The sequence below is a fragment of the Burkholderia sp. BCC0322 genome, assembly GCF_902833045.1.
GTDB lineage: Bacteria > Pseudomonadota > Gammaproteobacteria > Burkholderiales > Burkholderiaceae > Burkholderia.
In genome coordinates, this window is the sequence record NZ_CADFDU010000004.1 from 305,478 (window position 1) to 326,665 (window position 21,188).

A 21,188-nucleotide genomic window follows, 5' to 3' on the forward strand; every position below is an offset into this window, starting at 1 on the left:
AGGGGAGATCGGGCGCGGCGGCGCCGCGCGTCACTTCAGCCCGCCCGCGAACCCGCGCAACAGGTAGCGCTGCACATAGCCGGCCACGGCCAGCGTGGGCAGCGACGCCATCAGCCCCGCGCTCATCAGGTCGCCCCAGTCGATGCCGTTCTCCGTCACGTAGCCGGCAATCGCGAGCGGCAGCGTGAAGCGGCTCGGCGTCGACACGAACAGCAACGCGATCAGGAATTCGTTCCACGCGGCAATGAACACGAAGATCGCGGTCGCGATCAGCCCCGGCGCGCACAGCGGCAGCACGATCTGCACGAGCCGTCGCGCGAGCCCCGCGCCGTCGATGCAGGCCGCTTCCTCGTATTCGATCGGCACGTCGCGCACGAACGCAAGCAGCATCCAGATCGCCATCGGCAGCGCGTAGATCTGATACGCGAGCATCAGCCCGAGCGTCGAATCGAGCAGGTGCAGCCGCTTCGCGAGCGCGAACAGCGGCACCGCGATCGTGATCGGCGGCATCAGCTTCAACGCGAGCACGAGCACCAGGAACAGCAGGTCGAGCCGCGCCGGAAAGCGCAGCCGCACGAGCGCATACGCGGCCGGAAACGCGAACGCCAGCGCGAGCAGCGTCGTGCCGAAGCCGACCAGCAGCGAATTGAACAGCGGCGCGCCGATGCCGTTGGACCATACCGATGCGAAATGCTCGAAGGTCGGCGCGGCCGGCCAGATCCGCAACGGATGATCGAGGCGTTCGAGCGACGGCATGAACGCCGCGCCGGCCATCCACAGGCACGGCAGCAGCAATAGCGCGAGCGCGACGATACGCAGCACCCACGGCATCGCGCGACCGAGAGCGGCGCCCGTTCGTGCGCCCGTGATGCCTGCCGATTGCGCCGTCATGCGCGCCGCTTGCGAACCGTCTGCCATACGTACCCCGAGACCAGCAGCGCGGACGCCGCGAGCATCAGCACCGACGCGGCACTCGCCGGCCCGACGTTGAAGAAGCGGAAGCCCGTGTCGTAGATATAGGTCGACAGCGTCTGCGTCGCGTTGCCGGGGCCGCCGCCCGTCAGCGCATAGACCTTGTCGAACAGCTTGAACGTGTCGATCGAACGCAGCAGCAGCGCGAGGCCGATCTGCGGCGCCGCGAGCGGCAGCGTGATGTCGCGCAGGCACTGCCACTCGCTCGCGCCGTCGGTGCGCGCGGCTTCGTACAGTTCCTGCGGAATCGATTGCAGCCCGGCGAGCACGATCAGGAACGCCATCGGCGTCCACTGCCACACGTCGACGAGCGCGAGCGACCACAGGGCGAGATGCGGATCGGACAGCCAGCGCACGCCTTCGATGCCGAACGCCGCGAGCAGCGCGTTCAGGAAGCCGTCGAAGTTGAGCCAGTTGCGCCAGATCGCCGAGCACACGAGCGTGGACAGCATCATTGGCAGGATCGCGAGCGGCAGCGCGATGCGCCGACCCGGAAACGCGCGCACGAACAGCAGCGCGAGGCCGAAGCCCAGCGCGACTTCGGCGAGCGATGCCACGATCGTGAAGCGCAGCGTATTGCCGAAGCCGGCCGTGAACCCGTCGTCGCCGAGCACCGCGCGATAGTTCGCGAGCCCGGCAAACGCGCGCCGGCCGGCCGAGTAGTCGACCTGGCAGAACGAGTCGATCAGCACCTGCGCGACCGGATACAGCGCGAGCGCGGTGAGCACCAGCAGCGCGGGCCCGAGCAGCGCGACGAACGGCAGGCTGCGGCCGAAGGCTTTCATGCGCTGTGCCCCGGCGAGGGTTCGAGGCGCGCCGTCACTTGCCGGCCGCGACCGTCGCCTGCGCGATCTTCTGCTGCGCCTGGCGTAGCGCGGCGTCGGGCGCGGCCTGCCCCGTCAGCGCGAGCTGCAGCTGGTCGCCGAGAATGCTCTCGACCTGCTGCCAGTCCTTCACGCGCGGCCGCGCCCGGCCCGCTTCGAGCGCCTTCAGCTGATCCGGATACCAGCGGTACTGGCGCACCAGCGCCGGATCGTTGAACACGCTGCGGCGGGTCGGCGGAATGCCGATGCCGGCGAGGCGCGTCTGCGTGTCGCGGTTGGTCAGGTACGCCAGGAAATCCTGCGCGAGCTTCGCGTGCGGCGCGTCCTTCGGAATGCCCATCTGCCAGATGCCGAGCATCGGCGCCGGGCCCGCGGTCTGCCCGGGCGGCGGCTGCAGCGCGATCTGCCCGACCACGCGCGACTGCTTCGGATCGTCGAGCGCCGGCACCCATGCCGGCCACACCTCGATCGACTGCGCGGCCGTGCCGCGCTGCAACGCATCGCGCACTTCCGCCGCGCCGTACACGTCGACATCCTTCGGCGCGGACGCCTTCAGCGCGAGGAAGGTCTTCAGCGCGGCCTGCGCTTCGCGCGAATCGATCGTCACGTTGCCGGCATGGTCGAACACGTCGCCGCCGTAGGCCCACAGGATCGGCAGGAAGCCCGTCACGACCGGGTTGCCCTTCGTGCCGCGGAACACGACGCCCGACACGCTCTTGTCCGCGCCGCCGACGGTCTGCGCGATCTTCAGCACGTCGTCCCAGTTGCGCGGCGGCTGCAGCTTGTACTTCGCGAGCAGATCCTTGCGGTACGCGAACATCTCGACGTTGCCGACGATCGGCAGCGCGTACAGCGCGCCGGCCGCGTTGCGGCCGAGCGCGACCGTGGACGGCACGAGATCGGCGTCCGCGAGCGACGCGGGCAGCGGCTTCAACCAGCCGTTGCCGATGAATTCGGGCGCCCACGTGTCGTCCATCATCACGAGGTCGTACGCGCCGGTGCCTTCGCGCATCGACAGCTTGAGCTTCTGGTACAGGTTCGCGTTCGGCAGCTTGAGCAGTTCGATCTCGGTGCCCGGGTGCAGCTTGTTGAAGCCGGCGACGGCGTCGGCCAGCCCCTTGCCGTAGATATCGTCGCGGCCCGCGATGACGAGATCCGCGGCAACGGCGTGCGTGGCGGCGAAGGACAGCGCAAGGGCGGCGGACAGCGCGCGCAGGCGGCTCAGCAAGGTCATGAGGTCTCTCTCGTTCGGCGTGGTGGCGGGACGGCCGGGCGTTGCACACGTGTGCAACGCGGGGGATACTTCCGGCCGCCTGTAGCGAACGCCATTGTTCACGCCGATCGTTAAGAATTTATGGCACGCGGCGGAAGAGGCAGCCGCCGGGCCCGGCCACCCCGCCCGCCCGATCGCCCCGGCACCGTCAGAAGTTCACGCGGATCCCGGCCATCACCGCCAGTTGCCGGCTGGCGTTGCTGTTCGCGAGCACCGGGATCTGCGCATAGTTCACCGCGTTGCCGGCCGCATCGGTGCCGAGCCCCTTCCCGCTCGCGATCTGGCCGATCGCGACCGCATACAGCGCCGTGCGCTTCGACAGGCTGTAGTTCGTGCCGACGTTCACCTGGTGAAACCGGGCCGTGCCGCGCCCGTCGGTGTGCGCGGCGTTGTAGATATAGGCGACGCCGCCCTGCAGCGCGGGCGTGAACATGTACGTGGCGTTCAGTTCGCCGATGTCGAACGTGAACGCCTGCGTGCGGGGCTGCGCGGTGGTCGAGAAATAGCGGCTGTCGCCCAGGCGCGTATGCGTATAGGTGAGCGCGATCGTCGCCTCGCCGAACGTGACCGAGCCGCCCGCGCCGAACGCGCGCATCGAGCCCGCATCCTGCAGCAGGCAGTACATCGCCCCCGGATTGCTGCACGCGAAATCGCCGATATAGCCGCTCGCGCCGCCGAGCGCCGCATCGAGCGGCTGGTGCAGGTCGAGGTAGCCGACCGAGAACGCGACCGGCGCACGCGTGTACGTCGCGGCCACCGCATAGCCGCGCTTCGCGGAGAAATCGCCGGCCTGCCCGCCGAAGCTGAACGTGCCGCCGAACGTGAAGCCGTTGAAGTCGGCGCTGGTGAACTTCACCGCGTTGTTGAAGTTGAATGCGGCGTTCAGGTTGTCGACGTCGCCGAGGTGCGAGCCGTACGGTGTCGCCCAGTTGTTGCTCGATACGTACACACCGAGCATGTCGGTGTATGAGTCGTACTGACGGCCGAGACCGAGCGTGCCGATCCCGTCCTGCCGCAGCCCGACCCATGCCTGCCGGCTGAAGGCCGTGCCGCCCTGCAGCGCCTGCCCGCTCGCGGACAGGAACTGCTGCTCGAGCGTGAACACCGCATCGAGCCCGCCGCCGAGCGGCTCGGCGCCCTGGAAGCCGAAGCGCGACGGCACGAGGTTGCCGCCGCCCATCTGCCACGCATGGCCGCCGCCCGTGCTGCCGTCGGCGCGCGTGAACTGCTGGTTCGTCGAGTAGATGATGCCGGTGTCCACGGTGCCGTACAGCGTCACGCTGCCCGAGGTCTGCGCATGCGCGTGCATGCAACCCAGCGTAGCCGCGGCCGCGGCCAGTCGTCGTCCGATCTTCATGTCCCGCCCCTCTGTGTTCATCGATTCGCAGTGCAGATCGATGGAGTTATCGATATGGGTGACAGGACTCTATCCAGCGAAAATTCAGGACCACTATCGCAAATCGGCAAACCGTGGCACGCATTGCCCGCGACGGCGCCTCGCGGCGGCGTCGCGCGGCGCGTGCATCATGCGGGGCGCGTCGTCTGGGACGGCAACTCGCCGAACAGGTCGCGATACTCGCGCGCGAAATAGCCGAGATGCGTGAACCCCCAGCTCGCGGCGGCCTCGCCGACGCCGAGCTGCTGCACCGACGTCGTGCGCAGCATGCGGCGCACCGCGTTCAGCCGGATCGTGCGCAGGTAGCCGACCGGCGTGACGTCGGCCACGCGTTGGAAGCTCGTTTGCAGCGTGCGGCGGCTGCAGCGCAGCGCGCGGCACAGTTCGAGCACGGTGACGGGTTCTTCAGGGCGATCGCGCAGATGCTTCTCGCAACGGCTCACGATGTCGCTGTAGGTGGCGTGCGTGATGTCGCGGCGCTCGACGCCGATGCCCTGCTCGAGCGCATCGAGGAACATGCCGAGCATCGCGTCGCGGAACATCTTGCGAGTGGCCGCATATTCGAGGTGGCCCGGATTGCGCTGCGCATCGTCGATCAGCGCCGACAGCCGCACGCCGAGCGCGACACCCTGCTCGTCGGACAGCCGCGTCACGTGGCGCAGCTTGCGCGCGCCGGATGCGCCGAATTCGGCTTCGCACAGCTCGTCGACCATATCGGACGACGCGCTGATCCCGACCAGCCCCATCCCTTCCGGTGTGTGGAATTCGAAATCCTCGCCGGCATGCAGCGCGAGCAGCGCATAGCCGTCGACGGGCTGGCCCTGGAACGTGCCCGCGAGCGGCACGGACAGCGGCACCGCGAGCGACGTGCGCCCGGCCGGCGCGAGCCCGGTTTGCGCGACACGCCGGTTGGTCGTCTCGCGGAAGAAGTGGAAATCGTCGTACAGCACCTGCGTGACGGTGCCCTTGAAGCGGCCCGGCGTCATCTGCCGGTAGACCTGATGCCAGCCCGCGATCGCGAGCCCGTGATCGTGCACGTCTTCGTGTGAGCGTGACTGGAACAGCATCGGCATCTCCGGTAAAACCCCTAAACGCGGCCGCCGGGTTCCCCCGGCGCGCAACGCCATAGCTTACCCGTGCAAAATCCTGCGTAGTGCGGTTTCGAACGCAAGACAGGCCGCCGACAGCGCGGCGGCCTGCTCGCCCGTCAGGCGGACGTAGCGGCGCAACGACGGCATCCGGTTCACGACCTCGCTGCCGCCGAACGGCACGATCGCGAGCGTCCAGCGGCCGTCGCGTGCATCGATCGTACAGTCGGTCAGGTGCAGCGGCCGCAGCGCGTCGGCCAGCGACGGCTCGGCGACCAGCGCGGCCACGGTGTCGACGAATCCGGGGCTGCATCCCGGCACGGCCGCCGCATCGATGCCCGTGCGGCGCAGCCAGCCGGTCTGGCGCACGCGCGCGCTGCCCTGCGCAGCCGGGCCGCACGCGGTTGCCGTCACCTTCACGCTGACCGTATGCATCAGGAACTGGCGATCGACGCGCTCATCCACGCTCACGCGCACGCCGTTCGGCAGCCGCGCCGTCAGACTGCCGCCCCCATCGGCATCGCGCTCGGCGCGCAGGTCGGCCAGCACGCGCGCGGCGATCGCGCCGGGCCGATGGCCGGGCGGCGGCGCATCGGGCGCTGCGCGCCAGCGGGCAAGCGCGAGCTTCACGATGCGACGTGCTCGTTGCGCAGCACTTCCTCGACCGGCACCGGCTTGAACGGATGCCGGCGCTGCACGACGAGCGTCCAGAACAGTGCGTACAGCGCGGTGAGCCCGAGCATCGCGCCGAACGGCACGTAGATGTCGCGCGCGTTCATGCCGGGCGGCGTGATGTACCAGATCGCCAGGATGATGCCGGCGCTCGATACGATCTGCGGCAGCGGGAACAGCGGCGAACGGTACGGGCGCGGCAGGTCGGGGCGGCGAATCCGCAGCATCACGACCGACGCGGTGACGAGCAGGTAGGCGGTGCCCCACGCGCAGGTCGCGGCGAGCACGAGGTGCAGGATGCTGTCGAGATTGCCGTTGATCAGCCACGCGTGAAAGATCGGCACGATCGCCGCCGCGACGATGCCGACCACCGGCGTCTTGAAACGCGGATGCAGGTACGCGAAGCAGCGCGGCAGCGCCCCGTCGATCGCCATCCCGTACAGGATGCGCGGCAACCCGGCCATCAGCGTGTTGATCGTCGCGGCGCCCGCGCACAGGAACGCGATGCCGAACCACACGCGGCCGAAGGGCCCAAGCACCTGCAGCGCGAACGCGGGAATCGCGCCCGGCGTGTCGAGCAGGTGCGTGAGGCCGTCGGGGCTCACCGGCACGTTCGCGACCTGGCGGCGGATCGCCGCGCCGTACAGGAACATGCAGATCGCGACGCCGACGAGGCCGAGCGCCATCGCGCGCGGAATCGTCTTGCCCGGCGCCTTCATTTCCGGCGCGAGCGGCGTGACGAACTCGCAGCCGACGAACATGAACATCGCCATCCCGACCAGTGACAGCACGGCCGGAATCGACGTGCCGACCTCCGAGCCGCCGAACCAGCCGTCGAGATGGACGGCCGGCGCGGCCGCGAGCCCGAGGATCCCGAAGATCATCAGCGACAGCCACATGCCGGCCGTCAGGATGATCTCGAGCTTGCTGAACACCTTGATGCCGATGATGTTGGTGATCGCGAACGTGACGACGAGGCCGACGCCGACGAGCCACGAGCTGTTGTGCTTCTCGAGCGCGGCGTTGAGCGACTCGAAATTGACGAGCGCCATGATGCCGCTCAGGATCGTTTCCGCCGTGCCGGCGAACACGTGCACGAGGAAATACGCGGAGATCGTGCCGGTGATCGCCCAGAAGCGGCCGAGCCCGCACGACAGGTAATCGTAAACCGAGCCGGCCGTCGGCAGCATCGCGGCGGCTTCCGAGAACGTGGTCGCCTGCGCCTGCATCATCACGAACGCGATGATCATCGCGACCGCGAACGCCCAGCCGCCCATCCCGAAGCCCGACGTCGCGGTGAGGATCACCGGGCTTGCCATGATGAGGCCGACGGCGCTCGCCAGCGCGGTCGGAAAACCGACCGCGCCCGCCTTCAGCGCCGTGCCGCCACCCGCTTCGGCCGGCGTGCCGGCGGGCGTGCCGCCCGCTGCGCCGGTAACTCCAGACCATTCCGACATCTTCGTCTCCTTGCTTTGTTGACCCGAACCCGCGCTTGCGCACCCGGGCCCCTTGTCGATCACACGTTGATCCGATGTCGAAAAAATACGCAGGCAAAATAATCCGGTCATAGCGCAAATCGGCAAACCGGCGGCGGACGTGCTGCCCGCCGCCGGCGTGCCGTCACGCGATCACGCGAACGGCACGGCCTCGAAGCCCGCCGCGAGCGCGTCGACGATCCGGTCGAGTTGCTCGCGCTGGATCACGAGCGGCGGCGACAGGATGATCTTCGTGCCGACCGGACGCACCAGCACGCCGTTCTCCCGCGCGACTTCCGCGACCGCGTTCGCATAGCCGGACAGCGGGTCGATCGGCTCGCGCGTGTCCTTGTTCGCGACGAGGTCGAGCGCGAGCATCAGCCCCTTGCCGCGCACCTCGCCGACCGCCGCGAAGCGTTCCGCGAACGGCTGCAGCGCTTCGAGCAGATACGCGCCCTGCTTCGCCGCGTTCGCCGGCAGGTCTTCCTTCACGACGATGTCGAGGCTTGCGATCGCGGCCGCGCATGCGACCGGGTGGCCCGCATACGTGTAGCCGTGCATGATCGCGCCGCCGAAATCGGCATTCGCGGCGAACGCGTCCTCGATCCGCGCGTTCACGACCGTCGCGCCGAGCGGCACGTAGCCCGACGAGATCCCCTTCGCGAGACACATGATGTCCGGGCGCACGCCCCAGCCGCGGCTGCCGAACAGGCTGCCGCTGCGGCCGAAACCCGTCACGACCTCGTCGGCGATCAGGAGTACGCCGTAACGGTCGCACACTTCGCGCACGAGCGGCCAGTAGTTGGCCGGCGGCACGATCACGCCGCCCGCGCCCTGGATCGGCTCCGCGATGAACGCGGCGACCGTGTCGGGGCTCTGGAACTGGATCTCGCGTTCCAGCATTTCCGCGCAGATCCGGCCGAGTTCCTCCGGATCCTGCGTGAACGGGTTGCGGTACAGCCACGGCGTCTCGACATGGAAGCAGCCCGGCAGGTTCGGCTCGTAGTTGCGGCGGAACACCGTGTTGCCGTTCACCGACGCGCCGCCGAAGTGCGTGCCGTGATAGCCCTGCTTCAGCGAGATGAACTTCGTGCGGTCGGCCTGGCCGCGCACCTTCCAGTACTGGCGCGCGATCTTCAACGCGGTCTCGACCGAGTCGGAGCCGCCCGAGCTGTACAGCACGCGGCGCATGCCTTCCGGTTCGAGCATGTCGATCACCTTCTTCGACAACTCTTCCGCGCGCGGATGCGAAATGCCGTCGAACAGCTGGAAGTATTCGAGCTCGTCGAGCTGGCGCACGATCGCGTCCTTCACTTCCTGGCGGTTGTGGCCGACGTTCACGTTCCACAGGCCCGCGACGCCGTCGACGAGTTTCCGGCCCTGTTCGTCGAATACGTAGCAGCCGTCGCCGCGCACGATGCGGATCGGCTTGCGCTGCTTCATGTCGTTCGGGTGCACCATCGGATGCCAGAATTTCGCTTCGTTGTAGCTCATTGCAGTCTCCACTGTCGGATCGGTTGAACCTCGATCGCCGAGGTTCGAGGTTGTCGTGGTTGGCGCCGCGCGTCAGTGCGCGATGCAGACGGATTTGGTTTCGGTAAAGCCTTCGATCGCGTACTGGCCGAACTCGCGGCCGATGCCCGATTGCTTGTAGCCGCCGAACGGCATCGACGGGTCGAGCGGGATATGGCAGTTCACCCACACGGTGCCGGCTTCGATCTGCGGCACGAGGTTCATCACGCGCTTCAGGTCGTTGCTCCAGATGCTCGCGGCAAGGCCGTACGGCGACGCGTTCGCGAGGCGCACCGCGTCGGCCGCATCGTCGAACGGCACGACGACGATCACCGGGCCGAACACTTCGTCGCGCACGATCGCGCTGTCCGGATGCGGATCGGCGATCACGGCCGGCTTCACGTAGTAGCCGGGCAGGTCGTCGGCCGGCGTGCCGCCCGCGAGGAACGTCAGGCCCGCGCGGCGCGCGCCTTCGATGTGCTGGACGACCTTCTCGCGGTGGTGCGCGGACACCAGCGGGTTGATCTGCGCGGTCGTGTCGAGGCCCGCGCCGAGCTTCATCGACTGCGCGACGCCCGCGAGGCCGTCGGCGAGTTGCGCGAACTTGCTGCGGTGCACATAGATGCGCGACGCGGCCGCGCACACCTGTCCCTGGTTGAAGAACGCGCCGGCGGCGACACCGTCGAGCGCCTGCGCGACGTCGATGTCGTCGAGCATCACGATCGGGTTCTTGCCGCCCAGCTCGAGCGAGAAACGCGTCATGTTCTGCACGGCCGCCGCGCCGACCTGCTTGCCGGTCGCGGTCGAGCCCGTGAACGAGATCTTCGCGATCGACGGGTGGCTCGCGAGCGCGGCGCCGCACACGCGGCCGCCGGTGACGACGTTGAACACGCCGGGCGGCACCCCGGCCTCGCGCGCGAGTTCGGCCAGGCGCAGCGCGGTGAGCGGCGTTTCCGGCGACGGCTTCAGCACGATCGTGCAGCCGGCGGCGAGCGCGGGAATCAGCTTCCACACCGCGATCATCAGCGGGAAATTCCACGGCACGATCGCGGCGACCACGCCGACCGGCTCCTTGCGCGTATAGGCCGTATAGCGCGCGCCGGGCGGGAACGGGATCGACACGTCGAGCGTCTGGCCGGTGATCTTGGTCGCCCAGCCGGCCATGTAGCGCGCGTATTCGACGCTCGCGCCGACCTCGATCGCGCGCGACACGTGAATCGACTTGCCCTGGTTCAGCGTTTCGAGCTGCGCGAGCGTTTCGGCGTCGCGCTCGATCAGGTCGGCGAGTTTCAGCAGGATGCGTTCGCGGTCGGCCGGGCGCAGGCCGCTCCACACACGGGTGTCGAATGCGCGCTTCGCGCTGGCGACCGCGCGGTCGACGTCGCGTTCGTCGGCGTCCGCGACCGTCGCGAGCCGCTCGCCCGTCGCGGGGTCGTACACGTCGAGCCGCGCGGCCGCGTGTGCGGGCTGCGTTTCACCGTCGATGAAGAGGCCGAAGTCGCGCGCAACGAAGGTGCGCACGGTGTCGCTGACAGCGACGAAATTCGTGGTGCTCATGGGCGTCTCGAGGATTGTCGTGGCTGGACCGCGTGCGCACGGGCACGCGGGCGTCGTTCCACTGTATCGACGAGGGATCGCGCCCGGTGAGCGCAAATTGGCAGCGCGTGGGCGCTAAGGGGGCGGGTTCGAACCCTGCGGAGACGGGGCACGCGCCGCGTCCGGAAACTGGCCCGGTATCGCACGGGCAGACAGGCCGGCGCGCTCGACCGGGGCGGCCATGCCCGCGCCGGTACCGGGTTAGCGCCCGGTCATTGCAAGGCTAGTTTCTGAAGCCATGCGCCACCGGTTCGAAGTCCGAACCGCAATTATCCGACGAATTACAGAAACAGCGCCCCGACCAGTTCGGTGCGGTTCGACACGCCGAGCTTGCGGAACATGCGCATCAGGTGCGTCTTGACGGTCGGCTGGCCGAGCGCGAGATCGCGGGCGATCTCCTTGTTCGAGCGGCCGTCGCGCACGAGGCGCGCGATCTGCTCCTCTCGATAGGTCAGCCGCTCCTCGCAGCCGATCCGGTGGATCCCGCGCCGCATGCGCAGCAACGGGCTCAGCGCGGCTTCGGCCACGGGTTGCAGCCGCGCGAGCGCGTCGATCTCGCCGGGCGCGAACCGCCCGGCCGTGCGGTTGGCGGCCACACCGCCGCACGTTTCGCCCGCCCCGAAGCGCAGCAGCGAGAACGCGCCGACCGTCCGCCCCGCGTCGCGCAGCCAGATCTCGACGACGTCGGCCACGTCGTGCCGCCGCAGGAAACGGGTCCAGTACGCGGACGCGTCGCGTCTTTCGTCAGGCAATTGGGACGCAAGCGTGACGACCGCGCGCTCGCCCGCCGCGCAGCGCGACGGATGCAACGGATCGAGCATCCGGTAGCGCGCGACATAGGTGCGATGCATCGATTCCGGCATTCCGAACAGCTCGAAATCGGCCGGCTCGCCGCTCTGGTCGAGCCGGTAGAACACGATCGCTGAAGGGCTCGCGAACGCGTCGAACGCATCCACGCACGCGCGCAGCGCGCGTGGCCAGTCGGCGGCGGCCGGGTCGGCGGGAACGGATGAGGTCGGCATGGCGGAATCGGCGGGCGGGCGAACGGATCGAAGCTCGAAGTCCGGGCCAGCCTACCGGCGCCGAAAAGCGCCGGTGAGCACAAATCGGCAAATCGTCCCGGCCCGGCCGGCATCGCGGGTTCGGCGGGGACGATGCAGGCGCGCGACGGGGCGCGCCGCCTTCAGCGCGCGTTCGCGGCGAACGTGTCGCAGGCGCTCAGCTCGCCCGATTCCATCCCGCGCCGCAGCCAGTACACGCGCTGGTCGCTGGTGCCGTGCGTGAAGCTTTCCGGCACGACATAGCCCTGCCCTTGTTGCTGCAGCCGGTCGTCGCCGATCGCGGCGGCCGCCTTCAGCCCCTGCTCGAAATCGCCGGGTTCCATCAGCTGCTGGTTCGCACGCTGCGCATTGTTCGCCCACACGCCGGCAAAACAGTCGGCCTGCAGTTCCATCCGCACCGACAGCGCGTTCGAGTGCGCCTGGCTCGCCCGACGGCGGGCGGCGTCGACCTTGTCGGAAATGCCGAGCAGGTTCTGCACGTGATGGCCGACTTCGTGCGCGATCACGTAAGCCTGCGCGAAATCGCCGCCCGCGCCGAAACGCTTGCGCAGTTCGTCGTAGAAACCGAGATCGATATACACCTTGCGGTCGCCCGGGCAGTAGAACGGCCCCATCGCCGTCTGGCCCGTGCCGCATGCGGTCGGCGTCGAGTTCGTAAACATCACGAGCGTCGGCGGCTGGTATTGCGCATGCAACTGGGTCGAGAAAATGCCCGACCACGTGCGCTCGATATTGCCAAGCACCTTGCGCGTGAACACCACGCTCGGTTCGTTCGCCGCTGCACCCTGGCGCTGGCCCGGCGCGGGCTGCGCCTGCTGCTGGCGGCCCTGCAGCGCCGATGCGCCTTCGAGTATCACGCGCGGGTCGATCCCGAAGAAATACGACGCGGCGAACGCGACCACGATCGTGCCGATGCCGATCGTCGCGCCGCGCCCACCGCCGAACCCGCCGGCGCCGCGGCGATCCTCGACGTTCGTGCTTTCCCTTTCGTCGTCCAGCCTCATAGCCGGCCCTCCCTGTTCTTGTCGATGGTCCGGCGCGCGAGCGCGCAACCGGGCGATAAGGTGTCATGGCACGATCCTCGGCCGATGCAATGCCCGCGCACCGAGTGTGCGCCGCTGCCGGGACCGCCCGCCTGCCGCTCCGCTCGCACGACGGAATCGGCCGGCCGATGCGCCGCGCGTCGATGCGCGGCCCGCCCGCGCTATTCTGCCGGGCTTTCGTGACTTATCGCAAAAATGTGGAGGATAGAGCGATTCGGCGCCGGAGAACGTCAGCCTTTGCAAAATGGCCCGCTGCCGTCCCGGCCGTCCGGATGCCGCTCCCGTTCATCCTTTCGGCTGATACCGGCGCTCGCCGACGCCGCCTAAAGTGACCGGAATCGACACCTTTCCGGAGCCCGACATGACACACCCGCAACCCCGCACGATCGCGATCACCGGCGCGGGCACCGGTATCGGCGCCGCGTGTGCGCGCCGCTTCGCCCGCCGCGGCGACCGCGTCGTGCTGATCGGCCGGCGCCGGGCGCCGCTCGATGCGCTGGCCGCGGAAACGGGCGGCCTCGCGCTGGCCGGCGACGCCGCGAGCACCGCCGACTGGGCCCGCTTCCTGCCGCGGATCGCCGAACGCTTCGGCCGCGTCGACTCACTCGTTGCGTGCGCGGGCGGCCACGGGCTCGGCCGCGCGGACGAAACCGACGACGCGCAGTGGCACGACGCGATGCACGCGAACCTCGACACCGCGTTCGTCAGCGCGCGCGCGTGCCTGCCCGACCTGATCGCGCAGCGCGGCAGCATCGTGCTGGTCGCGTCGATCGCCGCGCTCGCGGCCGGGCCCGGCGTGTGCGGCTATACGGTCGGCAAGCACGCGCTGCTCGGGCTCGCGCGGTCGCTTGCGCGCGACTACGGGCCGCACGGCGTGCGGGCGAATGCGGTATGCCCCGGCTGGGTCCGCACGCCGATGGCCGATGCGGAGATGGCGCCGCTGATGTCGGCGCATGGCGACACGCTCGACGGCGCGTATGCACGCGTCAGCGCCGACGTGCCGCTGCGGCGCGCGGCCGACCCGGACGAGATCGCGGCGGTGTGCGCGTTCCTCGCGTCGCCGGACGCATCGTTCGTGACCGGCGCGACGCTCGTCGCCGACGGTGGCGCGATGGTCGTCGACGTGCCGACGCTCGCGTTCGACAAGCTTTGATGCGCACGGGTGCGCCGCTCGCGTGACGCACGCGTCGCGGGCGGCGTTTCGTGCACTCGCCGCCCTCCACTGCCGGTCCTCGCCCCCGCCGCATGCGCACCGCGCCGCCCGCTCGCTTCCCGCCGCCGAAAATCCGCTACCATCGACCGATCCCGCCGCCCCGCCCGGCACCGCCTCACTGTTCGAACGTCGATGAACATCCGGTTTCTTGAAACCTTCGTCTGGCTCGCGAAGCTGGAAAACTTCCGGCTCACGGCCGAAAAACTGCACACGACGCAGGCCGCCGTGTCGAGCCGCATCGCGTCGCTCGAGGAAGCGTTCGACGTGCGCCTGTTCGATCGCAACACACGCTCGGCGACGCTCACGCCCGCCGGGCGCCGCATGCTCGCGTACGCGGAGCGGATCGTGCGGCTCGACGGCGAAATGCGCCGCGACATCGATGCGGCGAGCGACGCGGGCCTGATCCGGATCGGCGTGATCGAATCGATCGTGCACAGCTGGTTCCCGGCGCTGATGGCGCAACTGCGCGAGCGCTATCCGCGCCTCGACGTCGAGATCACGAGCGACACGACGCTGCACCTGATCCGCCTGCTCAGCACCGACGGCGTCGACCTGATCCTGCAGACCGACCCGGTGCCGGGCCCCGATTTCACGAACCTGCCGCTGTGCGAATTCCCGGTGCGCTGGGCGGCCAGCCCGCGCCTCGGGCTCGGCGGCCAGCCGCTCGACGCCGCGCGCCTGGCGGCATTCCCGATCATCAGCTTTTCGCGCCACTCGGGGCCGCACGCAACGATCGAGCGGCTGTTCGCGGCCGTCGAGCGGCCGGCCAGCATCAACTGCATCACGTCGGTCGCCGCGATGATCCGTCTCGTCGCCGACGGTTTCGGCGTGGCCGCGCTGCCGCCCGCGATCATCGGGCGCGAGCTGCACGAAGGCGCGCTCGAACTGCTCGACGTCGAACCCGAATTCCCGGCGCTGCCGCTCGTCGCGACCTACCGCAGCCAGGGCCTGCCGGTCGCCGCGCGCATCGCGGAACTCGCCAGCGAAGTCGCGCGCGCGATGTCGGCCGCCGCGAGCGTCGCGAAGCCGGCCGCACCGGCCAGCCCCGATACCGTCGACGTATCACCCGCCCGTACGGCGGCCAAAACAAAGACAAACACGAAGACGGCAGCGAAGCGCGCGTCGACATCCGTGCAACCCGCCGCCACGCCCCCCGCGAAACGCCGCCCGCGCCGCTCATAAGAAAACCTGTTCACCGCGAATTTGTTTTCTTGTTGGACGGGCGCGGCCCGTCTTCGGGACACTGCGGTTCCTGACATCCCCCCGTCACGAGGAACCCCGCGATGACCCGCCTTTCCCTTCCGCACGGCCAGCTTTGCGTCTGGACGGATATCGACCCCGCGTACGAAGCCGATTTCAACGCGTGGTACGACCGCGAGCACATGCAGGAACGTATCGCGATCCCCGGCTTCACGCATGCGCGGCGCTTTCGCGCGACCGATCGCGGCCCGCGCCAGTACCTCGCGCTGTACGTGACGGACGCGCTCGACGTGTTCCATGGCGACGCATACCGGCGCGCGTTCACGCAGCAGACCGCATGGTCGCTCGCGAACTTCGCGCGCATGACGGGCACGCAACGACGCGTCGGAGAACTGACGATCGAGGCCGGTGACGGCGAAGGCGCGCATCTTGCGCTGTTCGTGCTGCCGCCGGATCGCATCGATGTGCCGACGCTGCGCGAGCGCTTCGACGCCATCCTGCACGAACCGGGCATCCACGCCGCACGGCTCTTTTGCACCGCGCCCGAGCTGTCCGCGCCGATCGGCGTCGACGCGGCCGCGCGCCCGGCCGCCGATGCGCTCGTGCTGATCGAGGGCAGCGATGCGGCCGCGACGCGCCGCGTGGCCGCCTCGCTCGCCGGGCACGACGACGTGCGCACCTTCGACCTGCTGTGGCGCGCCGCCGCACCGCGGCATGCGGCACGCGGCGACGCCGAAACCGAGCCCGCTGCTGCCGCCGCCGCCCAGCCCGCCTGATCGCCCGCGCCGGCCGCACCGCAGGCGCGATGCACGCCAGCGAATCGGCCCGGCACTTGACCCCGTTCCCGCCACGACATGCCCGACACCATGAACACTCTCGCCCAGCCCGCCGCCCACGCGCCCCGCCGCGTCCGCAACAGCCGACTCGCGACCGCGAGCATGATCGGCACGTCGCTCGAGTGGTACGACTTCACGATCTACAACACGCTCGCGGCACTCGTCTTCAATCACCTGTTCTTCCCGTCGGTCGATCCGCTGGCCGGCACGATCCTCGCGTTCTCGACCTATGCGGTCGGCTACGTATCGCGCCCGCTCGGCGGTTTCGTGTTCGGCAATCTCGGCGACCGCATCGGCCGCCGCGCGGTGCTGATGCTCACGCTCGTACTGATGGGCGCGACGACCGCGCTGATGGGCGCGCTGCCGACTTATGCGCAAGCCGGCATCCTGAGCCCGATCCTGCTCGTCGCGCTGCGCTTCGTGCAGGGCGTCGCGCTCGGCGGCGAATGGGCGGGCGCGGTGCTGCTGTCGGTCGAGCACGGCGACCAGAAGCGGCGCGGGTTGTCCGCGTCGTGGACGCAGATCGGCCCGTCGTTCGGCACGCTGCTCGGCACCGGCTGCATCGCGCTCGTGACGCTGTCGACCACGTCGGGTGATTTCCTGTCGTGGGGCTGGCGCGTACCGTTCGCGGCCAGCGCGCTGCTCGTCGTGTTCGGGTTCTGGCTGCGGCGCGGCGTCGACGAAACGCCGCAGTTCGAGCAGCTCGCCGAATCGCACGCGACCGCCGAGGTGCCCGTCGCCGACGTGCTGAAGTTCCACTGGAAGCGCCTGCTGATCGCGGGCGGATCGCGGATCGGCTCGGACGTGCTGTATGCGCTGATCGTCGTGTTCACGCTCACCTACGTGACGACCGTGCTGCACCTGTCGCGCCCCGTCGCACTGACGGCCGTGATGATCGGCACGGCCTGCAACGCGCTCGCGGTACCGTTCTTCGGCGCGCTGTCGGACCGCTTCGGCCGCCGGCCCGTGTATCTCGCCGGCGCGCTCGCCGGCATCGTGTGGGCGTTCGTGTTCTTCGCGCTGCTCGATTCGGCGCGCCCCGTCGCGATCGTCGCGGCCGTCGCGATCGGCCTCGTGATCCACGCGGTGATGTACGGCCCGCAGGGCGCGTTCGTGACCGAACAGTTCCCGACCCGCGTGCGCTATGCGGGCTCGTCGCTCGCATACACGCTCGCCGGCATCGTCGGCGGCGGCTTCGCGCCGCTCGTGATCGCCACGCTGTTCCGGCAGACGGGCACGACGACGGCCGTATCGCTGTACGTGGCCGCCGCGCTCGTCGTCACGTCGGCCGCACTCCTCGTCGCACGCGAAACCGCACACCAGCCGCTCGCGGATTGAGCGCCGCCGCCTGCCGCTTCATTCCTTCGCACTTCAAACGGATACCCGCATGCCAATCCTGTCGTTCAACGTGATTTCCCGGCAACGCGCGCCGGCCACCGTCGACGTCGAGATCGAGCGCGTCGTGATCGCCGGCTGGGCCGGCCGCGACCCGGCCGCGATCCAGGCACATATCGACGAACTCGCGGCACTCGGCGTTGCACCGCCGTCGACCACGCCCTGCTTCTATCGCGTGTCGGCCGCGCTGCTCACGCAGGCGCCGTCGATCGGCGTACTGGGTGCGCACTCGGGCGGCGAGATCGAATGCGTGCTGGTCGACAGCCCGGCCGGCACGCTCGTGACCGTCGGCTCCGATCATACGGATCGCGAGGTTGAAGCTTACGGTGTAGCGGTGTCGAAGCAGGTATGCGCGAAGCCGCTCGGCCACGACGCGTGGCTTTACGCGGACGTCAAGGATCATTGGGATGCGATCGAGATGCGTTCGTGGCTGATCTCGCGCGATGAACAGCGGTCGGCCTACCAGCACGGCACGGTGAGAGGCCTGCTGGCGCCCGAGGTGCTGTGGCAGCGCTTCGACGGCCGCCGCACGGTGCCCGCGCGCGGCGCGATGTATGGCGGCACGGTGGCGGTGCATGGCGCGATCGCGGCGATGGGCGACGGTGATGCGTTCGAGATGGAGTTGCACGATCCGGTGCTCGGGCGCAGCCTTCGGCACCGCTATGCAGTAGAGGTGTTGCCGGTCGTGGCCTAACGAACCACGAGGCGCGGAACACGGGGGCGACAGCGTTCTGTCGCCGCCCATGCCGCTGCTAGTAGGGCTGGAAGCAGTGATAGTCCGGAAAGTCGAACTGCGAGTTGCCGCAATACAGGACGCCAACCAGGTTGGTACACCCGCTCAATGCGAACATCATGGCGCCCGCAACCGACACTTTCCATCCGAAATGCAGCATTGCGCCCCCGTTTTCGCTATTTCGACGTTGACCGCCATGATGCTCATCGGACGCGCCCCGGTATGTGGAAAATTGTTGCGCCGCGAGTGCGTCGGTTCGCCGTGACGCCTTCCCGTGCCCGGGCGCAGCCCGAGGCACGGCTAGACGAACGGTGTATCGCCGGCCCCGGCGCAAGCGACGACGGCGGCCACGGAGCACGCCGCCGCCCGTCACGCCTTGAACGTGATCCATGGCTTCAGCCGGACCGCGCTGCGAATGAGGCCGGCCTGCTCCTGCGCATCGATCACGGGCCCGATCGGCTTGTAGGCTTCCGGCGCTTCCTCGATGCGGCGCTCGTCGCGCAGCGTGACGCAGCGCCACGTGCCCGGCGCCTGCTCCGTGCGCATCCGCCGCACCGCCTGGCGGCGCACGCTGCGACCGGCGCCGTGGCTGCATGACCACAACCAGTCGGGATGGCCGAGCCCGGTCGCGAGAAACGACGCATCGCCCATCGATCCGGGAATCAGCGCGAAGTCGCCGTCGCGAGCGGGTGTCGCCCCCTTGCGATGGATGTTCATCCCGTGTTCGCGCAGCACGACGTTGTGCGGCACGTCGACCACGAGGGCCGAGCGGGTCTCGCCGGTGAGTTCCGCGAGTTCCTTGCGCACCATCTCGGCAAGCACGACACGGTTGAGCCACGCATAGCGCGCGGCCGTGCCCATCGCGACGAGGTATTCGCGCGCCAGCTCGCCGGACAGGCCGTACAGGCCGCTTTCCGGATGCCTGACGCCTGCCGGCCACGCCGCGCGCGCCCGGTCCATCCAGCGCCGCCCGACGTAGAAACCGACATCGCGCGAGCCGCTGTGGATCATCACGACGACATCGTCCTTCGCGAGTCCCGCACGGTAGGCCGCATGCCGATCGAACACCGCGTCGACCACCTGCAGTTCGACGAAATGATTGCCCGACCCGGGTGTGCCGAGGCAAGGATCGCGGAATACCTCGCGCGACCCGACGTGGGCGTCCGGCGCATATTTCGCGCTGCCGTCGAACCGGTCGAGACCGATGCACGACGACAGTTCGTCGATCAGCCGGTCGCGGTCGACGTGCTGCCAGAGCCCCTGCGGCGCGACGCGATCGACGAATGCCGCCTGGCCCGCATCGAACAGCGCGCGAAATGCGTCGCTGGCGACGGGCACGTCGCGCCGATCCGCGAGAATCGCGCGCGTCAGCCGCTCGACGAGCGCCGTCTCGAACGGCGCGAGCGCCGACCGCTTGAGGCCCGTGGTAACGAGACGCATCCCGCAATTGATATCGGTGCCGATCGCGGCGGGAATCACGAATGCGTCGTCGGTCGCGACGATCGAGCCGACGGGCGCGACGCCGCCCGGATGAAAATCGGGCGTCGCGCACGCCTTGCACACACCCTGATGGCCATCCGGCGAACGGACGGCCGCGAACGCGAGCAACTGCCGAACGGCCTTCTCCTCGAGCGGGAGCGAATCGGGCAACAGGACGGACGCCTGCGTCAGTTCATTGCGCAGGTGATAGATGCCGACGTGATAGTCGACATGGATGCCTTGCCGTTGCAAGGCCTTTTTTAAGCGAGGGAAAGTAGACATCGCTGCTGAAAATGAAAAAGGTACGACGCGACCTCCGGCCTTGCGGCGGTCGTGGGTACCTTCCTGCAGCAGCGTCGAGGAAGGGAGCGCGGATCATAGCAGAACGCGATTGCGTTCGCGACCGCCGTTGCTCACTTGAGACACCCGAGCCCCGCCAGCGTCGCCTCCACCGCCGTGTCGAGCGGCGTCACCGGCTCACGGCCGAGCACCGCGGTCACCCGCGTGTTGTCGAGCCGGATCGGCTCGCGCCACAGGTAGCGCATTTCGAGCAATTCGCGCAGCGTCGTGACGAACGGCGCCGCGGCCCACACGAACCACCACGGGAACTTGCGCACCGTCGGGCGCAGCCCGTGCCGCCGCGCGACGCGCCGTACGGCCTCCGCCATCTGCGTGCCGTCCGCATCCCAATGTCCGCCGAGGTGAAAGCGCGCGAACGGTTCCAGCGTGTCGCGCCGCTCGATCAGCTCGACCATCGCGCGCGCGGCATCCGGCACGTACGACCATTGATGCCCGATGCCGTCCCGCCCCGGCACGCTGATGGCCGCAACCGGCTGCCCGGCCTTGACGAACCCCGCTGCAAACCAGCTATTGCCGGTGAGCTTCGGCCCGAAGAAATCGCCGGCGCGCACGATGATCGTGCGAACGCCTTGCGCGGCCGCATCCTGAAGCCGGCGCTCCAGTTCGACGCGGATCGCGCCCTTGCGCGTCGACGGATGCTGCGGCGCATCTTCGTACAGCACCGGAAACGCATCGGCGCCGTAGTTGTAGATCGTGCCCGGCAGCACGACGGTCGCACGCTCCGCCCTCGCCGCCGCGATCGTGTTGTCGATCATCGGCAGCACCTGCCCTGCCCAGTTCCGGTAGCCCGGCGGATTCACCGCATGCACGATCACGCTGCAGCCGCGCGCGGCCCGGACGACCGCGTCGCGGTCCATCGCGTCGCCGCGCATCCATACGATGCCGTCGCGCTCCACGACCTCGGCGTCGAGCCCGCGCTTGAGCCCACGCACCTGCCAGCCCGCATCGCGCAACTGCCGCGCGACTTCCCCGCCAATCCCGCCGCTCGCGCCGAGCACGAGTGCCTGTCGTTGCGTCCCGCCTGCGTGGGTCGTCATTGCGCTCTCCTTGAATGAACCGT

The 21,188-nt window shown here is 69.2% G+C and carries 18 protein-coding genes; 5 read left to right on the forward strand and 13 right to left on the reverse strand.

Going from position 1 to position 21,188, the window contains the following annotated elements; all coding sequences use genetic code 11:
- Positions 1-30: 30 nt before the first annotated feature.
- From HWX39_RS14600 to HWX39_RS14650, 11 genes are all read right to left on the reverse strand, one after another.
- A complete protein-coding gene (locus HWX39_RS14600; protein WP_175968985.1) occupies positions 31-891 on the reverse strand; it encodes a carbohydrate ABC transporter permease in 861 nt (286 codons plus the stop codon).
- Positions 888-1,757: a sugar ABC transporter permease gene (locus tag HWX39_RS14605; RefSeq protein ID WP_175968740.1), complete on the reverse strand. Its 870-nt coding sequence runs from the start codon at positions 1,755-1,757 to the stop codon at positions 888-890. The genes HWX39_RS14600 and HWX39_RS14605 overlap by 4 nt, the downstream gene beginning before the upstream one ends.
- 34 nt (positions 1,758-1,791) lie before the next feature.
- Positions 1,792-3,030, reverse strand: coding sequence for an ABC transporter substrate-binding protein (locus tag HWX39_RS14610; protein WP_175968741.1), 1,239 nt, complete (start codon positions 3,028-3,030; stop codon positions 1,792-1,794).
- A 187-nt stretch (positions 3,031-3,217) separates the two neighbouring features.
- Positions 3,218-4,426, reverse strand: a complete 1,209-nt coding sequence (locus tag HWX39_RS14615) for a porin (RefSeq protein ID WP_175968742.1) — start codon at positions 4,424-4,426, stop codon at positions 3,218-3,220.
- Between the two features lie 167 nt (positions 4,427-4,593).
- Complete coding sequence (locus HWX39_RS14620) at positions 4,594-5,532, reverse strand: helix-turn-helix domain-containing protein (RefSeq protein WP_175968743.1); 939 nt, start codon at positions 5,530-5,532, stop codon at positions 4,594-4,596.
- Between the two features lie 63 nt (positions 5,533-5,595).
- Complete coding sequence (locus tag HWX39_RS14625) at positions 5,596-6,183, reverse strand: DUF3156 family protein (RefSeq protein WP_175968744.1); 588 nt, start codon at positions 6,181-6,183, stop codon at positions 5,596-5,598.
- Entirely contained in the window at positions 6,180-7,682 is a 1,503-nt protein-coding gene (locus tag HWX39_RS14630; RefSeq protein WP_175968745.1) for an APC family permease, read from the reverse strand. The genes HWX39_RS14625 and HWX39_RS14630 overlap by 4 nt, the downstream gene beginning before the upstream one ends.
- Positions 7,683-7,853: 171 nt before the next feature.
- Entirely contained in the window at positions 7,854-9,194 is a 1,341-nt protein-coding gene (locus tag HWX39_RS14635) for an aspartate aminotransferase family protein (RefSeq protein WP_175968746.1), read from the reverse strand.
- A 72-nt stretch (positions 9,195-9,266) separates the two neighbouring features.
- Positions 9,267-10,769 carry an aldehyde dehydrogenase family protein gene (locus HWX39_RS14640; RefSeq protein ID WP_175968747.1) on the reverse strand — a complete coding sequence of 501 codons (1,503 nt, stop codon included), beginning with the start codon at positions 10,767-10,769 and terminating at the stop codon, positions 9,267-9,269.
- Between the two features lie 320 nt (positions 10,770-11,089).
- The gene (locus HWX39_RS14645) at positions 11,090-11,830 is read right to left on the reverse strand and encodes a LuxR family transcriptional regulator (protein ID WP_175968748.1); all 741 of its coding nucleotides are present in this window, start codon (positions 11,828-11,830) and stop codon (positions 11,090-11,092) included.
- A gap of 161 nt (positions 11,831-11,991) precedes the next feature.
- Complete coding sequence (locus HWX39_RS14650; protein ID WP_175968749.1) at positions 11,992-12,873, reverse strand: neutral zinc metallopeptidase; 882 nt, start codon at positions 12,871-12,873, stop codon at positions 11,992-11,994.
- A 400-nt stretch (positions 12,874-13,273) separates the two neighbouring features.
- On the opposite strand from HWX39_RS14650, the gene HWX39_RS14655 reads away from it, so the two are divergent.
- From HWX39_RS14655 to HWX39_RS14675, 5 genes are all read left to right on the forward strand, one after another.
- Positions 13,274-14,065 carry an SDR family oxidoreductase gene (locus tag HWX39_RS14655; RefSeq protein WP_175968750.1) on the forward strand — a complete coding sequence of 264 codons (792 nt, stop codon included), beginning with the start codon at positions 13,274-13,276 and terminating at the stop codon, positions 14,063-14,065.
- Positions 14,066-14,257: 192 nt separating this feature from the next.
- A complete protein-coding gene (locus tag HWX39_RS14660; protein WP_175968751.1) occupies positions 14,258-15,307 on the forward strand; it encodes a LysR family transcriptional regulator in 1,050 nt (349 codons plus the stop codon).
- A gap of 101 nt (positions 15,308-15,408) precedes the next feature.
- Complete coding sequence (locus HWX39_RS14665) at positions 15,409-16,101, forward strand: DUF4286 family protein (protein ID WP_175968752.1); 693 nt, start codon at positions 15,409-15,411, stop codon at positions 16,099-16,101.
- A 78-nt stretch (positions 16,102-16,179) separates the two neighbouring features.
- Complete coding sequence (locus tag HWX39_RS14670; protein WP_175968753.1) at positions 16,180-17,499, forward strand: MFS transporter; 1,320 nt, start codon at positions 16,180-16,182, stop codon at positions 17,497-17,499.
- Between the two features lie 49 nt (positions 17,500-17,548).
- Positions 17,549-18,250 carry a DUF2848 domain-containing protein gene (locus tag HWX39_RS14675; RefSeq protein WP_175968754.1) on the forward strand — a complete coding sequence of 234 codons (702 nt, stop codon included), beginning with the start codon at positions 17,549-17,551 and terminating at the stop codon, positions 18,248-18,250.
- Between the two features lie 408 nt (positions 18,251-18,658).
- Here HWX39_RS14675 and HWX39_RS14680 read toward each other — a convergent pair whose 3' ends face one another.
- A complete protein-coding gene (locus tag HWX39_RS14680; protein WP_175968755.1) occupies positions 18,659-20,050 on the reverse strand; it encodes an RtcB family protein in 1,392 nt (463 codons plus the stop codon).
- A 131-nt stretch (positions 20,051-20,181) separates the two neighbouring features.
- Positions 20,182-21,165 (reverse strand): NAD-dependent epimerase/dehydratase family protein, encoded by a 984-nt coding sequence (locus tag HWX39_RS14685; RefSeq protein ID WP_175968756.1) that lies wholly within the window; start codon positions 21,163-21,165, stop codon positions 20,182-20,184.
- Between the last annotated feature and the right edge of the window lie 23 nt (positions 21,166-21,188).

Coding starts and splice junctions, on each gene's coding strand:
- HWX39_RS14600 (WP_175968985.1), bottom strand. CDS start 891: ATGACGGCGCAATCGGCAGGCATCACGGGCGCACGAACGGGCGCCGCT.
- HWX39_RS14605 (WP_175968740.1), bottom strand. CDS start 1,757: ATGAAAGCCTTCGGCCGCAGCCTGCCGTTCGTCGCGCTGCTCGGGCCC.
- HWX39_RS14610 (WP_175968741.1), bottom strand. CDS start 3,030: ATGACCTTGCTGAGCCGCCTGCGCGCGCTGTCCGCCGCCCTTGCGCTG.
- HWX39_RS14615 (WP_175968742.1), bottom strand. CDS start 4,426: ATGAAGATCGGACGACGACTGGCCGCGGCCGCGGCTACGCTGGGTTGC.
- HWX39_RS14620 (WP_175968743.1), bottom strand. CDS start 5,532: ATGCTGTTCCAGTCACGCTCACACGAAGACGTGCACGATCACGGGCTC.
- HWX39_RS14630 (WP_175968745.1), bottom strand. CDS start 7,682: ATGTCGGAATGGTCTGGAGTTACCGGCGCAGCGGGCGGCACGCCCGCC.
- HWX39_RS14635 (WP_175968746.1), bottom strand. CDS start 9,194: ATGAGCTACAACGAAGCGAAATTCTGGCATCCGATGGTGCACCCGAAC.
- HWX39_RS14640 (WP_175968747.1), bottom strand. CDS start 10,769: ATGAGCACCACGAATTTCGTCGCTGTCAGCGACACCGTGCGCACCTTC.
- HWX39_RS14645 (WP_175968748.1), bottom strand. CDS start 11,830: ATGCCGACCTCATCCGTTCCCGCCGACCCGGCCGCCGCCGACTGGCCA.
- HWX39_RS14650 (WP_175968749.1), bottom strand. CDS start 12,873: ATGAGGCTGGACGACGAAAGGGAAAGCACGAACGTCGAGGATCGCCGC.
- HWX39_RS14655 (WP_175968750.1), top strand. CDS start 13,274: ATGACACACCCGCAACCCCGCACGATCGCGATCACCGGCGCGGGCACC.
- HWX39_RS14660 (WP_175968751.1), top strand. CDS start 14,258: ATGAACATCCGGTTTCTTGAAACCTTCGTCTGGCTCGCGAAGCTGGAA.
- HWX39_RS14665 (WP_175968752.1), top strand. CDS start 15,409: ATGACCCGCCTTTCCCTTCCGCACGGCCAGCTTTGCGTCTGGACGGAT.
- HWX39_RS14670 (WP_175968753.1), top strand. CDS start 16,180: ATGCCCGACACCATGAACACTCTCGCCCAGCCCGCCGCCCACGCGCCC.
- HWX39_RS14675 (WP_175968754.1), top strand. CDS start 17,549: ATGCCAATCCTGTCGTTCAACGTGATTTCCCGGCAACGCGCGCCGGCC.
- HWX39_RS14680 (WP_175968755.1), bottom strand. CDS start 20,050: ATGTCTACTTTCCCTCGCTTAAAAAAGGCCTTGCAACGGCAAGGCATC.
- HWX39_RS14685 (WP_175968756.1), bottom strand. CDS start 21,165: ATGACGACCCACGCAGGCGGGACGCAACGACAGGCACTCGTGCTCGGC.